11 protein-coding genes are annotated in these 14,698 nt (G+C 41.5%); 9 read left to right on the forward strand and 2 right to left on the reverse strand.

Annotated features, from left to right (window positions below; genetic code table 11):
• Positions 1-4 precede the first annotated feature (4 nt).
• On the forward strand, positions 5-1,075 hold the full coding sequence (locus tag MHH63_RS01825) for a bifunctional transcriptional activator/DNA repair enzyme AdaA (protein WP_341171157.1): 1,071 nt from the start codon (positions 5-7) through the stop codon (positions 1,073-1,075).
• Between the two features lie 37 nt (positions 1,076-1,112).
• On the opposite strand, the gene MHH63_RS01830 is transcribed toward MHH63_RS01825, so the two are convergent.
• Complete coding sequence (locus MHH63_RS01830) at positions 1,113-1,778, reverse strand: TetR/AcrR family transcriptional regulator (protein ID WP_445321763.1); 666 nt, start codon at positions 1,776-1,778, stop codon at positions 1,113-1,115.
• Positions 1,771-2,973 carry an MFS transporter gene (locus MHH63_RS01835; RefSeq protein WP_339244927.1) on the reverse strand — a complete coding sequence of 401 codons (1,203 nt, stop codon included), beginning with the start codon at positions 2,971-2,973 and terminating at the stop codon, positions 1,771-1,773. Before MHH63_RS01835 ends, MHH63_RS01830 begins: the two co-directional genes overlap by 8 nt.
• Before the next feature lie 261 nt (positions 2,974-3,234).
• Between MHH63_RS01835 and MHH63_RS01840 the strand changes: the two genes are divergently transcribed.
• From MHH63_RS01840 to MHH63_RS01875, 8 genes are all read left to right on the forward strand, one after another.
• Entirely contained in the window at positions 3,235-4,773 is a 1,539-nt protein-coding gene (locus MHH63_RS01840) for a response regulator (protein ID WP_076194119.1), read from the forward strand.
• A gap of 19 nt (positions 4,774-4,792) precedes the next feature.
• Complete coding sequence (locus MHH63_RS01845) at positions 4,793-6,595, forward strand: sensor histidine kinase (RefSeq protein ID WP_076184836.1); 1,803 nt, start codon at positions 4,793-4,795, stop codon at positions 6,593-6,595.
• Positions 6,596-6,612: 17 nt separating this feature from the next.
• Positions 6,613-8,148 (forward strand): response regulator transcription factor, encoded by a 1,536-nt coding sequence (locus MHH63_RS01850; protein WP_076194120.1) that lies wholly within the window; start codon positions 6,613-6,615, stop codon positions 8,146-8,148.
• A gap of 115 nt (positions 8,149-8,263) precedes the next feature.
• Complete coding sequence (locus MHH63_RS01855; protein ID WP_339281412.1) at positions 8,264-9,970, forward strand: sugar ABC transporter substrate-binding protein; 1,707 nt, start codon at positions 8,264-8,266, stop codon at positions 9,968-9,970.
• Positions 9,971-10,057: 87 nt separating this feature from the next.
• Positions 10,058-11,026, forward strand: a complete 969-nt coding sequence (locus tag MHH63_RS01860) for an ABC transporter permease (protein WP_076130468.1) — start codon at positions 10,058-10,060, stop codon at positions 11,024-11,026.
• 59 nt (positions 11,027-11,085) lie between these two features.
• Positions 11,086-11,988: a carbohydrate ABC transporter permease gene (locus tag MHH63_RS01865; protein WP_139329891.1), complete on the forward strand. Its 903-nt coding sequence runs from the start codon at positions 11,086-11,088 to the stop codon at positions 11,986-11,988.
• Positions 11,989-12,035: 47 nt separating this feature from the next.
• The gene (locus tag MHH63_RS01870) at positions 12,036-13,568 is read left to right on the forward strand and encodes a glycoside hydrolase family 43 protein (protein WP_340976957.1); all 1,533 of its coding nucleotides are present in this window, start codon (positions 12,036-12,038) and stop codon (positions 13,566-13,568) included.
• A gap of 44 nt (positions 13,569-13,612) precedes the next feature.
• Positions 13,613-14,632, forward strand: coding sequence for an endo-1,4-beta-xylanase (locus MHH63_RS01875; RefSeq protein ID WP_341171158.1), 1,020 nt, complete (start codon positions 13,613-13,615; stop codon positions 14,630-14,632).
• Positions 14,633-14,698: the final 66 nt, after the last annotated feature.

The raw sequence follows: 14,698 nt of genomic DNA on the forward strand, positions 1-14,698 counted from the left end.
CACTATGATAACTAATGAGCAGGATATCGATAAATATTATAAGATGCTGGTCGAGAAAAACTCGAATTATGAGGGCGTATTTTTTGTAGGAGTGAAAACAACGGGCATCATGTGTAGGCCAACTTGTCCCGCTAAAAAGCCATTAAAAGAAAATTGTGAGTTTTTTGCTACAGCCAAGGAAGCCTTATTAGCTTCATATAGACCTTGTAAAAGGTGTCAGCCGCTATCCAATCCAACAAAAATGTCTCCTGAAGTAAAGCTGCTAGTAGAAGCTATTGAGAGCAATCCGGAACGAAAATGGACAGATAAAGATTTTGATGAGCTGTCTATTAGTGCAAACACGGCACGCCGCCAATTTAAGAAACAATTTGGAATGACCTTTATCGAATATGCACGTTCTAGACGTTTAGGACTGGCAATCAAACATATTAGGAATGGGGATTCAATCATTAACGCACAACTGGAAAGCGGGTACGATTCGAGCAATGGGTTTAGGGATGCTTTTTCACGAACGATGGGGACTGTCCCGAATCATTCCAAGCAGATTAAAGTGCTGTACTGTACTTGGATAGAAACGATATTGGGTTCTATGCTGGCCATCTCCGATGAAGAGAGTCTTTTACTGCTGGAATTTGTGGATCGCAAGGGACTTGAAAATGAAATCAAGAGATTACGCACTCGCTTAAATGCAACTATATTACCTGAAAAGGTAGCCGTCCTTCACCAAATTGAGGAGGAATTGAAGCTGTATTTCACCGGTGAACTTACGGAATTTACAACGCCGGTTCGTTATCTGGGCTCAGACTTTCAGCAAAAGGTGTGGAATGAACTCCGGAAAATACCTCTGGGACAGACAGCTTCTTATAAGGAGCTTGCAGAGAAAATCAACAATCCTTCTGCTTGCCGCGCTGTAGCAAGGGCGAATGGCACCAATCAACTCTCAATCTTGGTTCCATGTCATCGAGTGATAAATAGCAATGGTGAATTGGGGGGCTATGGAGGCGGGCTTGCCAGAAAAGAATGGTTAATCAAACATGAGTCTAACCGCTCCTTAAAGGAGAATAATTTCATTTAACTACTTCTCTCTATTACGGAGAAAGTGATGGGTCCCCTTACTTCAAGGCAGGAGATTCATCACTTTCTGTACTTAAATACTGAACTAACATGTCCACAAATCGGTTAGCAATTTGAATATCCTGAAGTTCGTTGTTGAAATCGTCTTTGGAAATCAGGCTCATTTTCTGCAATAAACCCATCATAGACGTGAAGATGAAATGAGCAGTGGATAAGGGTTCTGTATCAAATTTTAATGATCCATCTTTAACTCCGGCCTCTAGAGCATCCATTAAGAAATGTCGTTCTTTACCCCGCATCACAAAATTTCTGTAATTTTCTTTGAGTTCTTTACTGTAATCATAGGCTTCAAAATGCAAATCGAATAGAAGAATGAATTTGATGTAACCTGGGTGTTGCCGGGCATAATCAATCCAAGCATTAAGCATCGAAGCAAGCATTTGCTTACCATTCATTTCAATTGAAGAAGGTGCGCTTCTAACAAATTGCGTCATGCTCTCCAGAATTTCCATCTGGACCTCAAAAATCAGTTCGTTCATGGACTGGAAATGCTTATAAAAGGTAACCCGGCTTACACCAGCCACGTCGCAGACATCCTTAATATTAACTTTGAGAAAGCTTTGCTTCATAAAAAGATCCTTCGCCGCAGCAATCAATTCTTCCCGGTTTCTGTTTTTTAAATTCTGGTGCCAGTTCTTAGTGATGGGTTACACTCCTTTCTTGTTCTTTTTTTGGTTTTTGTAAGGTGATGAAAAAGGCAGATGCCAGGATAATTGCCCCAAAAATATAGGGGATATCCATGTGTTTGTCAAACATCAATCCCGCTAAAATGGGTCCAAGTATGTTTCCTATGCTGGTATACGTTGTATTTAATCCGGCAGCATATCCTTGCCGATCACCAGCTGAGTTGGCAATCAATGTACTTACTGTGGGTCGTAAAAAAGCATTAAAAGCAAAAAATAAACCGGATACAACTAATAAATAACCTAAATTGATCTTGAATATCATCAACAATAAGGTTATAGCGGTCATCACCAATGATATACGTATAAGCTTTATCTCGCCAAGTCTCTTAATCAGATGATCAAGCAGCCAGATCTGCACAATAATGCCTATAATAGCACCCACCGTAATAATGATTGAGATTTTCGTTGCATCAAAACCGTATTTTTGTTCCACAAAAAGGGCGTACACCGTTTCATAATTCATCAAACCAAATGTCATAATCAGAATGAGCAGCAGATAGCGGAAATAGGACGTCCGGAATGAATTTACGATTTGATTACGAATGGCTTCCCGAGGGGCCCATTTGTTAACGGATTTCCGTTTTTCCTTTGGGAGTGTCTCTGGCATATAAAAACAAAGTATCGTAGCGATAAGCCCAAGTCCACCCGCAAAAAAATAAGGCATCCGTATGCCAAACCCAGCGATAATGCCGCCTAACCCTGGACCAAGTACCATACCCAAATTCATGGAAGCCCCCAAGTACCCCATACCTTTAGCGCGGGTTTCATGGGTGGTGATATCAGCGACGTAGGCCATATTGGAAGGAACCATGATTCCGATACCTATACCCCCAATAAATCTTGCGATATAGAGTAGGGGTAATGTCGTAGAGACAGCAAATATCAGATCTGAAAGCACGGTTAAAAACATTCCGGAAATGATCATTGATTTTCTTCCCCATTTATCCGAAAGCTGTCCCCCTATAGGTGAAAAAATAAACTGTGCTGCTCCAAAAGCTGCAATAAGATATCCGGCAGCAGCTCCTGACGCATTAAACAGCTTCAGATACTCAGGTAGAATGGGAATAACCATACCTTGCCCTAATAAAGCGATAAATAGATTCAACATCAGAATGAAAAGTGGAAATCTAGCAGACTTAGATAAGCTGCTCATATCTTTGCCCTCCAATATGGTTTACACTATGTAATTCTTTACTCAATGTAAACCATGATAATGGAATGATGGGTCCTTGTAAAGGTGTATCTGAAATATAGGATACGTCGTTTTTTGTGCGTTTTTTCAAGTAAAAAAAGTACTGTTTTAAACAAAAGAAGGAAAATTTATGAATTCACATCATTATCCAAGTATGATAGCATGATCTATATATTTTGGTGTAAAGCGCGGGCTTATCTTAATAAGATTGGAGCGAACATCATGCTTAAGGTTCTGATCGTGGACGATGAACCCTGGGTTCTTGAGGGGCTAAGGACGATGATCGACTGGGAAAAATTCGGTTATGAAGTTTGTGGTGAAGCTCAAAACGGCACGGATGCGATGAGGCTTATCCAGGAGAATAAACCGGAACTGGTTCTTACGGATATTAATATGCCTGTAATTAACGGACTTGAGCTTATTACAAAGTTGAATGAGGTCATGGAGAAACCTCCTAAATTTGTGATTCTGTCTGGATATGATGACTTCAAGTATGCACGTACGGCATTGCGCCAGCGGGTAAATGAATATTTATTAAAACCCATTGATGATGAAGAAATAGAGGCTTTATTAAGCAGGATCACTCCAATAATCCAAAATGAAATCGCTTCCAATGAGGAGTTTGATAAAAAGCAATTTTTTATCGTAAATAATATCATCAACCGCCTGATCCAAGGGGAGTATAACGAAAATTTAGAGCTTCTAACCCGAAACACCTTGAAGCTTCAAGCGGATGCAGAGTTAATGTGTATTCTTATCGAACCGGCCTCCTCTATGAATCCATTCCAACCGCAGATAAGTGATTATTTTTCCGAGGAACACTTCTGCTTCTTTCAAGACGGATCGGGAAGAGCGGGGATCATTCTTCAGTCTGCTTCTATCGGCAATGAGAGCCTGGAGACTATCGTCAACCAGATGCATTCAGATCTCACTGAACAATCACAGGAGCTGGTCTTTTTAGCACTTAGCAGCAGAATGGTCGGGGTGAGCTCGATTCGAGAGATTTATAGGCAGGCACTTGAGGTATGGAAACGAAAAACGCATCAGCAGAAAAGAGGGGTCTTTTATTATAGTGAGCTTAGGAACCTGAAAAAGGAAGAACCTCATGAGGACCATTTCAGACAGCTGCTGCATAAGGTCCAAACGAATGATACGGAACAGATCCAGCCTTGTGTAAAAGAAGCGTTCACTGCTTTCGTTGAGAATCTGTTGACCCTTGAAGTTGTAAAAGCAAAAGTGGCCCATTTAGAGCTTACGATCTGTAGAATTATAGCTCAAATGAATGGAGACCCGGATACGATTATGATTAAGCTTCAGCAAGAATACGGAAATCTAGGTGAGCTTAGTGATTATTTTATATTAAGCCGTTATGTACAAAGTCTGTGTGAACGGGCTGCCGTCTATCTGTCTGAACTAGAGCAGCAGAATGAACAAAATACGATTTACAAGGTTATTCAGTATGTGGATCGGGAATTTCGGAATAAATTAAAGCTTCAGGATTTGGCACAACAATTTCATATTAATTCTACCTATTTGGGACAACTGTTCAGAAAGCAAACGGGTCAGGGTTTTAGTGAATACCTAAATGCCAAACGGATTGAAGAGGCAAAAAGTCTGCTGAAGCGAACACAGTTAAAGATATCGGATATAGCGGTGCAGGTGGGATTCTCTAACACTGATTATTTTATAGATAAGTTTAAGCTGCTTGTAGGGGTAGTACCATCCGTGTATAAAAATGAGAATAAGAACCAACAGCTCTAGGGGAAGCAAGGTGTTTCATATGGAGAGAAAAAAATTCAGATTTAGAAAAGTAGTGAATGATATTCCCTTAAATTATAAATTTTCCCTTATTTATATCATAGGTGTTCTTCTCCCTATCATTATTATTAACCTTGTTTTTTTGGATCGGATTTCCGATCTGATCAAATCGAGAGAGCAGCAGAATCTAGAGATATCCTTAGAAAGAGCCCGAAAGGATATTCATGACTTCATTGAAGGTGGGGTAGCTGTCAGCTATACGCTTTCTGCTGATAAGAACCTGTATGAATTGCTTGAGCGGACGTATGGGAACTCTATTGAATTCTATGACACTTTTGATGAACAGCTAAGAGGCCGCATGAATAGCTATATGCCGGTGAACAATCAGATTGAACGGATTACTGTATTCACGAACAATGATTCCATTGTTTCTGGCAGCAACTATCAGGTCATCAATGAAAAGGTTATGAATAGTGAATGGTATAAGCAGTCGAAGGCTGCGAATAAACATCTGTTTCTTGCCGCTTATCATATGAGTGACATCTCTAGTGTGATTTCTACAGCGCCTTATTTGAGTGTTATTGAGCGAATGGACGCTTACAGCTCATACAATAAATTTGAAAAGCTGCTTAGAATTGATTTGGATCTCAGTAAAATATATGACGTGATTATCAGAGAAAAAGATTACTTGAGTCTTTATCTGGTTAACGAGCAGGACGAGATTATTATGTCTGCCCAAAGCGGGTATCAAAGAGGCACCACGGAACCTTATCCCGTGTTCAAGCTGCAGGATGATGAGCGCAAGGAGGATGTGCATATTGTACCCGTCGGCGGAGCTAGTTATATAAAAGGCTGGCGGATAATAGGAATTACACAAGGTGAGCGTATTGCCCAAGCGATAATGGAGATTCGGATTTATGCAGGGATTCTGGCGTCTATTGTCACGCTAATCACAACCGCTTTTTTATATGTGATGTTAAGATCCTATAATTATCGGGTGAAACGGTTGTCCAGACATATGCAGAAAGTATCCAATGAGAAATTTGAGCTGATTCGGATTGATGAAGGTCAGGATGAGATCGGGGGCTTGATCCGTAATTTTAACAGGATGACCACTACCATTAATTCCTTGATCAATGATGTATATAAACTGGAGATTCAAAAAAATAATCTGGAGATGGAAAGAGTAAGAGCTGAACTGAATTTCCTGCAAAGCCAGATGAATCCGCATTTTCTGTTTAATACGTTAAATGCCATTTTGGTGGTCTGTACTAAAAATAATTACTCGGATGTTACGGATATCATTAAGAGTTTATCGAAATTACTTAGACGGCTGCTGAGCTGGAAAGAGGATCTCGTTACCTTGGAAGAAGAAATGACTTTCATCGAGATGTATTTGAAAATTGAAAAATTCCGGTTCAGGGATAAATTCGACTATCAATTTGAGATCGATGAGCAGTCGCTTCAATATAAGATTCCCAAGCTAAGCATGCAGCCGCTCGTTGAGAATTCCTGCAAACATGGTCTACAGGCCATAGAGGGACTAGGTGTGATAAAAGTGAAGACGTTAGTGGAGGAGGGACGATTAAAAGTTACCGTCTCTGATAACGGTAAAGGGATAGAGCCAGAGAAGCTGCAAGAATTATTAGGTAATGTTCAAAATGAAGCGTCTTCGGGAACGAATATCGGAATCCGCAACGTGTACCGCCGATTAGAATTGTACTATGAAGATCAGGTCCGTTTTGATATCAGCAGCGTTCCGGATGAAGGGACCATTGTCACTTTTGACATTCCACTAAAACTCCTGGAACGGAAGAATAGCTAGAAAGTGAGGGACCCCCAATGAAATACAAAGTATTATTGATCGATGATGAGCCTAGTGCGCTTGAAGCGATGCAGCTGTGGATTGATTGGCAGGAGCTTGGCTTTGAGGTATGCGGAACCTCCAGCAATGGCAAAGAGGGGCTGGAGCTAATGAAACAGCTAGAGCCAGATCTTGTAATTACGGATGTTAATATGCCGCTAATGAATGGGTTGGAGATGGTCGCAGCTTGGCAACAAGCTGAGATTAAGGAGATCAAATTTGCCATACTAAGTGGTTATAGTGAGTTTGAATATGCCAAGACAGCTATACACTATGGAATTAATCATTATCTGATGAAGCCAGTGTTTCCGGAAGAGGCGGCAGAAGAATTGCTGGAGATATATCAGGAGCTGGAGCAGGAAGCTCAGAAGCGCAGTTTAAATCAAATAGCCTCCGCGGAGGAGGCTGTTTCTCTCCTGAAAGGAATGCTGCATGAGAAAGCTGAGCAGTCGAATCAGGAGGTACTTAACCGACTATCGAAAGGTAAAAGCGTTTGGAATATTTGTTTGATACAGACAGAGCCGGTTTTATATACGGAGATCAGAGAGCAAGCCTCAGCCCTCCTAACCGATAAAGATTCGATGTTTCTGATGGATCTGGAGAGTCATTGTTTTGGAATCGTATATGGATACAATTCATTGTCCACTGAGGGAGCTGTGATCGATCAGATTGCAACTCCTTTGCTGAATGAACACCCCAAACAAGCTTTATATATTGCAACAGGTGCTGGTGTAGGCTCCTTGCTTCAGATCGGGAACAGTTTCCGAATGGCGAAAGAAGCATTAATGTATTATTTTTATTATTCTGAAAATGTAGAGATCCTGACTTATCAGGAGATTAAGGATAGTCCCTTTAGTTATCATTATGATCAAATTCAACTGATGGATGACTTGATAAGACCGATTAACACCCTGGACTCCGCAGGCTTTAGCCAAGCTGTGAACTCGGCAGCCCGCAGTTTCCGGGAACAGCGCATCGCTCCAGAGGTTGTGAAGAAAATTGTTATTCATATGATGTATAAGATTATTGAGTTTACCTCGGAAGCCAGTGAAGTTCATGAGTCCTCCTTATCTAATCAAATTAGAATCCCCGCGATGTTAGACTCAATGATCACCTTGACGGACTTAATGCGTAATTTGCTATTCTGCGGCGAGGCCAGTATCGATATCCTTCTTAAGGAACAAAACCTAAAATCACAGGGGATTGTTCAGGAGATTAACAATTATATTGAAGAGCATTTTCGCGAATGTCTTACCATTAAGAGACTATCAGAGGTTTTTTTCCTGCACCCGGTATATCTGGGTCAATTATTGATCAAGAAGAACGGTATTAATTTCAATGAACAGCTGCATAACCTCCGAATAAAAGAGGCAGTACATTTACTTCAACAAAATAAATTAAAAAATAGTGAAATCGCTGAAAAAGTGGGCTATGGCAATTATAGTCAGTTCCTCAAGCAATTTGAAAAAAAACTGCATATGAGCCCTAACGAATTTAAAAACACTAATACCTAAACTTTTTGGGGGTACATCTTTAATTCTGGCGTATTTTCAGAAGATTATCACCTCTATAATTTAACTTGTAAGGGCTTACAACATTGTTACACCAACAAATATATGGAGGTGCTTTATGGGGGGCAAGTTAATATCCAAATGGAAACTTAGTCTGATTGCTGTGTTATCCCTAAGCTTTACCTTAGCAGGGTGCGGAGGAAATAACAGCAACAATACGACGGCTAAAGGGGAAGACAAACCAGCAGAAACAGCCACTTCAACTGCTGCAGGAACAGATTCTGATAAGATTGAACCTTTTGAAATTAGTATCTTTCTTGGAGAAGCAGGCCAGCAACCAACACCAGATAATAAAATTTACAAAATGATTAAAGAAAAAACAGGCGCATCCTTCAATTTCGAATTCTTAGCTGGGGATCTTAACCAGAAGCTAGGCGTAATGATTGCCGGTCAGGATTATCCGGATTTGATGACTGCCAATACTAAGCTGACAGGAGCGGAAGCTTTTATCCCGCTTGAAGATTTGATTGAACAATATGCTCCAAACTTGAAAGCGCATTACGCAGATTACTGGAACATGATGAAAGACCCGAATGATGGACATATTTATACGCTTCCGAATTATGGTGCGTATAACGGTAAAGTGAATACAACCTATTATGCAGGTCCTGCTTTCTGGATTCAGAAGGACATCCTGAAAGATGCTGGTTATCCAAAGGTGAAGACCTTGGACGAGTATTTTGACCTCATTGTGAAATATAAAGAAAAAAATCCAACTATCGATGGAACGCCAACCATCGGATTCGAAATTCTTAACAACGACTGGAGAAACTGGGGATTGTTTAACGCTCCTCAGCATCTGATCGGGCACCCGAATGATGGCGGAGTGGTTGTTAATGATAACGTTGCAGAAATCTTCGCAGATAAAGACTATGCTAAGCAATACTATCAAAAGCTTAATGAAATGAACCAATTGGGCGTTATCGACCAAGAAACATTTGTGCAAAACTACGATCAATATTTGGCAAAACTGTCCAGTGGAGCCGTTCTGGGAATGTTTGATCAGCACTGGAACTTTGGTTCAGCAGAAGATTCACTCCGGACACAAGGTAAAGATGAAAGAACTTATGTAGGACTTCCACTTGTGTTTGATACCAGCACTAAAGATTATTATCTGGATCGCCCAGCGCTGAACTTGAATAATGGCTTCGGGATCAGTATCAATGCCAAAAATCCTGAAAGAATTATTAAACTAATGGATACATTGATTCAAGAAGATTGGCAAAAAATCTTCACTTGGGGTATCGAAGGTGAAGATTATCAAGTGGAAAATGGCCGCTTTATAAGAAATGAAGAACAACGGAAGAACGCAGTTGATGCTACATGGAAGCTCAGCAACAAAGCAGATGCTTGGTATGCTACAGCTCCGAAATTGCAAGGATTCTTTGAGGATGGAAACTCAACAGATGCTGCGGCTCAACCAGAAGAATACCGGGCTGCACTCAAGCCGTATGACAAGGAAATCCTTGATGCTTATGGCTTCAACAGTTATGTGGATTTCTTCAGCGAGCCTGAGCCGAACCCAGTAGCTTATCCAGCTTGGTCCATAGATCTTGTTGAAGGCTCAGATGCCAAAATTGCCGAAACGAAGCTGAATGAATTGCGAACCAAGTACCTGCCAAAAGCAATCTTGGCCAGTCCATCAGAATTCGATAAGGTTTGGAATGACTTTGTTGGAGAAATTGGTAAAGCGAATGTCAAAGCCTATGAAGACAAAATCAATGAACAGCTTAAATGGAGATTTGATACTTGGAGTGTTAAATAGTTAGAGCTTGCTTAAAAATCAGAAAGTGGTGGCTTATTAGGCCAACCACTTTCTGAAATATATGGATGATGTGGGGAGAAAACATATATGGATGAGATATTAACGGGGAAAAAAGTTAACCGGCATCCTAAAAGAAAAAAGAAGCAACCGATTACTATGACCTTGATTAAGAATCAGAAACAGCTGATTTGGATGTCGGTTCCATTAATGCTTTATATTATACTATTTGCTTATGTTCCCATCTGGGGATGGACGATGGCTTTCCAAGATTATAAACCAGCTAGAGCATTTAGTGAACAAACATGGGTGGGTTTAAAACACTTCAAGTTTCTTTTTACGGACGATAGCTTTTTGAGAGTACTGCGCAATACGTTGGCCATGGGCCTAATTAATCTAGTTCTAGGATTTGTGACTGCGATAATACTGGCATTGCTGCTTAATGAGATCAAAAATGTATTTTGGAAAAGAACCGTTCAGACCATATCCTACTTGCCTCACTTCCTCTCTTGGATTATTGTAACAGGCATTGTAGCTACTTCTCTTTCGGTTAATGACGGGATTATCAACATCGTGCTCATGAAATTGCATCTCATTGATTCACCGATCCTTTGGTTGAGTGAAGGGAAGTATTTCTGGGGTATTGTAGGTGCTTCACACGTCTGGAAAGAAGTCGGATGGAGTACTATCATCTACTTGGCGGCTATCGCCTCTATTGATCCGGCTTTATATGAAGCTGCTGAGATTGATGGAGCAAACCGGTATAAGAAAATGCGTCATGTAACTTTGCCGGGCATGAAAGCAACCATTGTAATCCTGTTAATAATGTCCGTAGGACATGTACTGGAAGCTGGATTTGAGGTTCAGTACTTGTTAGGAAACGGGCTTGTCGTAGATTGGTCGGAAACGATTGATATATTTGTATTGAAATATGGTATAGCGCAAGGGAATTATTCCTTAGCTACCGCGGGTGGTATTTTCAAAACAGTCGTAAGTGTAACGTTGCTGCTATTAGCTAACTGGACTGCGAAGCGGCTAGGGGAAGAGAGGCTGTTATAATCATGGAAAAAACTCAATTGATTCCTCAAAAATCTCCAAAAAGTAATGCTGGAAACCGGATGAAAAATCTGAGGTTCGAACCCGTAGTGTTCAGCACCTTCAATACTATATTTATGGTTTGTCTAGTTATTGTTACCTTGTATCCATTCCTGAATACTATAGCAGTCTCCTTTAATGCGGGGAATGATACCATCCGCGGCGGCATTTATTTATGGCCTAGAGAGTGGACCATACAGAACTACAAAGCGGTTTTTGCCTCAGGTACAATTTATAATGCTTTTTGGATTTCGGTAGCACGAACAGTGATATCTACGATCCTGAATCTATTTTTAACTACGATGCTTGCGTATACATTAAGCCGGAAAGAATATGTTTTCCGCAAACATATTACCTTTATATTCGTCCTTACCATGTATTTTAGTGCGGGTCTGATTCCAAACTATTTCCTTATGAAGGATCTTCATTTGCTCAATTCGTTCTGGGTATATGTAATCCCGTCCATGGTAAGTGCATTTAATATGATCGTTATCCGTACTTATATTGGTACCTTACATGAGAGTCTTATGGAATCTGCAAGAATCGACGGTGCCGGGGAATTCAAGATCTTCATGAAAGTAGTCTTCCCTTTGTGTAAACCTGTTCTTGCTACCATCGCCCTTTTTGTTGCAGTAGGTGCGTGGAACCAATGGTTTGATGCGTTTATCTACACCTCTTCCCGCCAGAACTTGAGTACATTGCAATATGAATTAATGAAGCTGCTATCCTCTACTATGAACTCGAACAGTAACCCTAGTGTAAATAATGGGACAGGGATGACTCAGGAGTCGGTACATGCCATGGTTACACCAATCTCCATACGGGCAGCCGTTACGATCGTTGCTTCGGTTCCAATTTTGCTAGTTTATCCATTCATGCAGAAATATTTTGTGGTCGGTCTAAATGTAGGAAGCGTGAAGGAATAAGGAGCTTGCAATCACTATTAAGTAATAGGAAGGTTGTCTGTTAAATTATGACCCCATCTTCAATCACATACACGAATCCGATACTTCCAGGCTTCTATCCGGATCCAAGTATCACTCGGGCAGGGGATGACTACTATTTAGTTTGCAGCTCCTTTGAGTATTTCCCTGGCGTACCTATTTTTCATAGTCAGGATTTGATTCACTGGACACAAATAGGTCATGTGCTCAATCGTGTAAGTCAGCTGGATACTCGTAAAAGCAAGAGCTCTGGGGGGATATTTGCCCCAACGATCCGGTATCATGAAGGAACGTTTTACATGATAACGACCGAAGTACACGGGAAAGGAAATTTCTATGTTACGGCTACGGATCCTGCGGGTCCGTGGTCAGATCCGATTAGTATTCCTTATGGAGGAATTGATCCTTCCCTAATGTTTGATGAGGATGGAAAGGTATATGTAACCACCCAGCAGGGGGCAGATTATGACTCCCATGCCATCCAATATGAGATAGATATTGCTACGGGAGCAGCGTTAACAGAACCTGTTGTTATCTGGACTGGGGATGGCGGACCTTGGACGGAAGGACCCCATTTGTACAAAATAAATGGAATGTATTATATCATGACGGCTTCAGGAGGAACGGCTAAGGAACATCGGGAGATCATTGGCCGCAGCTCCTCTCCATATGGACCGTTTGAAGGATTGCCGTATCCAATATTGACGCACAGCGGTACTGACAATCCCATTCAGTATTTAGGGCATGCCGATTTGATTGAGGATCGTAACGGGGATTGGTGGGCCGTATTCCTTGGGGTAAGACTAGTAGATGCAAAATTTACTGTGCTTGGAAGAGAGACTTTCCTTGCTCCCGTAAGCTGGACTGAAGACGGATGGCCGATGATCGATAATAATGAAGACACAGTTGGACTGGAAATGAAGGTTTCACGTGTACCTGGTCAATCGCCAAAACCTGAGACTAGTGGAAGATATGATTTTGATGATCAAGTATTGCCGCTGGGATTAGCCTTTCTGCGGAATCCGGCTGAGGGAAGCTGGTCCTTAAACGAAAGACAGGGATGGTTATCTCTTCGAGGACAATCTGCAGGTCTCAGTGAAGTAGGCCAAGTGGCTTTTGTAGGCAGAAGACAGCAGCATACTTCGGCAGAATGGAGCACGCTGCTTGAAATGCCTTCATCTATTGCTGATGTGGAAGCTGGACTTTGCGCCAGATTAGATGAGAATGCTCATTATGAAATTGGACTTGTTCAAAAAAAGGGGCAAAAAGTGATTACAGCTCATGTGACTATGGATGGAATAACCCGTACAGTGGCAGAGGTTCCAACTACTGCCGAGCGAATTTATTTGAAAGTTAAGGCTGAGCTTACCGAATACAGCTTCCTTTATTCTTTGGATGGGCAGGAGTGGAATAAGCTATCAACAGCAGCAGCGTATCCATTATCCCCTCAAGCTGTAAAAGGAAATGGATTTACGGGTGTTCTTATTGGATTATATGCAACAGGTCATGGCAAGGTGGCTGAGGTGCCTGCCTACTTCGATTGGTTCGATTATCAGTCTTAATTATTCGAATACTGATATAAATGCGTTTGTCAGGAGGGAACTTGTTGAGACAAGCTAGTGATTACACAGAACCTGCACTAAAAACAATATTTGCTGAGGATTTCAAAATTGGCGCAGCCGTTAACCCGTTGACGATACAATCACAGGAGCATTTGCTCGCCTATCATTTCAATAGCATTACCGCTGAGAATGAGATGAAGTTTGAAAGTCTGCATCCGCTTGAAGACATTTATAACTTTAAACTAGCAGATCAGTTGGTTGCGTTCGCCCGAAAACATCATATGGCTATGCGTGGGCATACTTTAGTCTGGCATAATCAGACTACGGACTGGTTGTTTGAGGATAAGATGGGCGGACGTGTAAGCAAAGAGACATTGCTTGCACGGCTCAAATCACATATTCAGACCGTGGTTGGGCGTTACAAGGAAGATATCTATGCTTGGGATGTTGTAAATGAAGTTATTGCAGATGAAGGAGAAGAACTTCTTCGCCAGTCAAAGTGGCTGGATATTGTAGGACCGGAGTTTATCGGCAAAGCGTTTGAATTCGCTCATGAAGCCGATCCAAAGGCTTTATTATTCTACAACGACTATAACGAGTCTAATCCCCTTAAGCGCGACAAAATCTATAAAACGGTGAAGTCGCTGCTGGAACAGGAAGTACCGATCCATGGCGTCGGATTGCAAGCGCACTGGAATCTATACGATCCGGACTTAGATGAAATACGTGCTGCTATTGAGAAGTATGCATCTTTAGGGCTTCAGCTCCAATTGACAGAGCTGGATGTGTCCATGTTCCGTTTCGATGACAAACGAATGGATTTAAAGGTTGCACCTGCCGAACTGCTCGAGCTGCAGGCAGAGCGGTATGAAGCGATGTTTGCTCTGTTGAAAGAATACCGCGACGTGATTAGCTCAGTCACTTTCTGGGGAGCAGCGGATGACTATACATGGCTGGACGGCTTCCCTGTTCGGGGACGGAAAAATTGGCCATTTCTATTCGATGAGCGGCATAATCCTAAGCCGGCTTATCACCAATTGCTTAACGCTGTCACCAAATCATAGAGCGGGTAACCTGCTCAAGCTTGCGAATTATGAACCCGTCCTTTTCAATCCAGGGCGGGTTATTTA

Origin of the sequence: Paenibacillus sp. FSL H3-0310 (genome assembly GCF_038002785.1) — a bacterium.
GTDB lineage: Bacteria > Bacillota > Bacilli > Paenibacillales > Paenibacillaceae > Paenibacillus_AQ > Paenibacillus_AQ odorifer.

Coding starts and splice junctions, on each gene's coding strand:
- MHH63_RS01825 (WP_341171157.1), top strand. CDS start 5: ATGATAACTAATGAGCAGGATATCGATAAATATTATAAGATGCTGGTC.
- MHH63_RS01840 (WP_076194119.1), top strand. CDS start 3,235: ATGCTTAAGGTTCTGATCGTGGACGATGAACCCTGGGTTCTTGAGGGG.
- MHH63_RS01850 (WP_076194120.1), top strand. CDS start 6,613: ATGAAATACAAAGTATTATTGATCGATGATGAGCCTAGTGCGCTTGAA.
- MHH63_RS01860 (WP_076130468.1), top strand. CDS start 10,058: ATGGATGAGATATTAACGGGGAAAAAAGTTAACCGGCATCCTAAAAGA.
- MHH63_RS01855 (WP_339281412.1), top strand. CDS start 8,264: ATGGGGGGCAAGTTAATATCCAAATGGAAACTTAGTCTGATTGCTGTG.
- MHH63_RS01845 (WP_076184836.1), top strand. CDS start 4,793: ATGGAGAGAAAAAAATTCAGATTTAGAAAAGTAGTGAATGATATTCCC.
- MHH63_RS01835 (WP_339244927.1), bottom strand. CDS start 2,973: ATGAGCAGCTTATCTAAGTCTGCTAGATTTCCACTTTTCATTCTGATG.
- MHH63_RS01870 (WP_340976957.1), top strand. CDS start 12,036: ATGACCCCATCTTCAATCACATACACGAATCCGATACTTCCAGGCTTC.
- MHH63_RS01865 (WP_139329891.1), top strand. CDS start 11,086: ATGAAAAATCTGAGGTTCGAACCCGTAGTGTTCAGCACCTTCAATACT.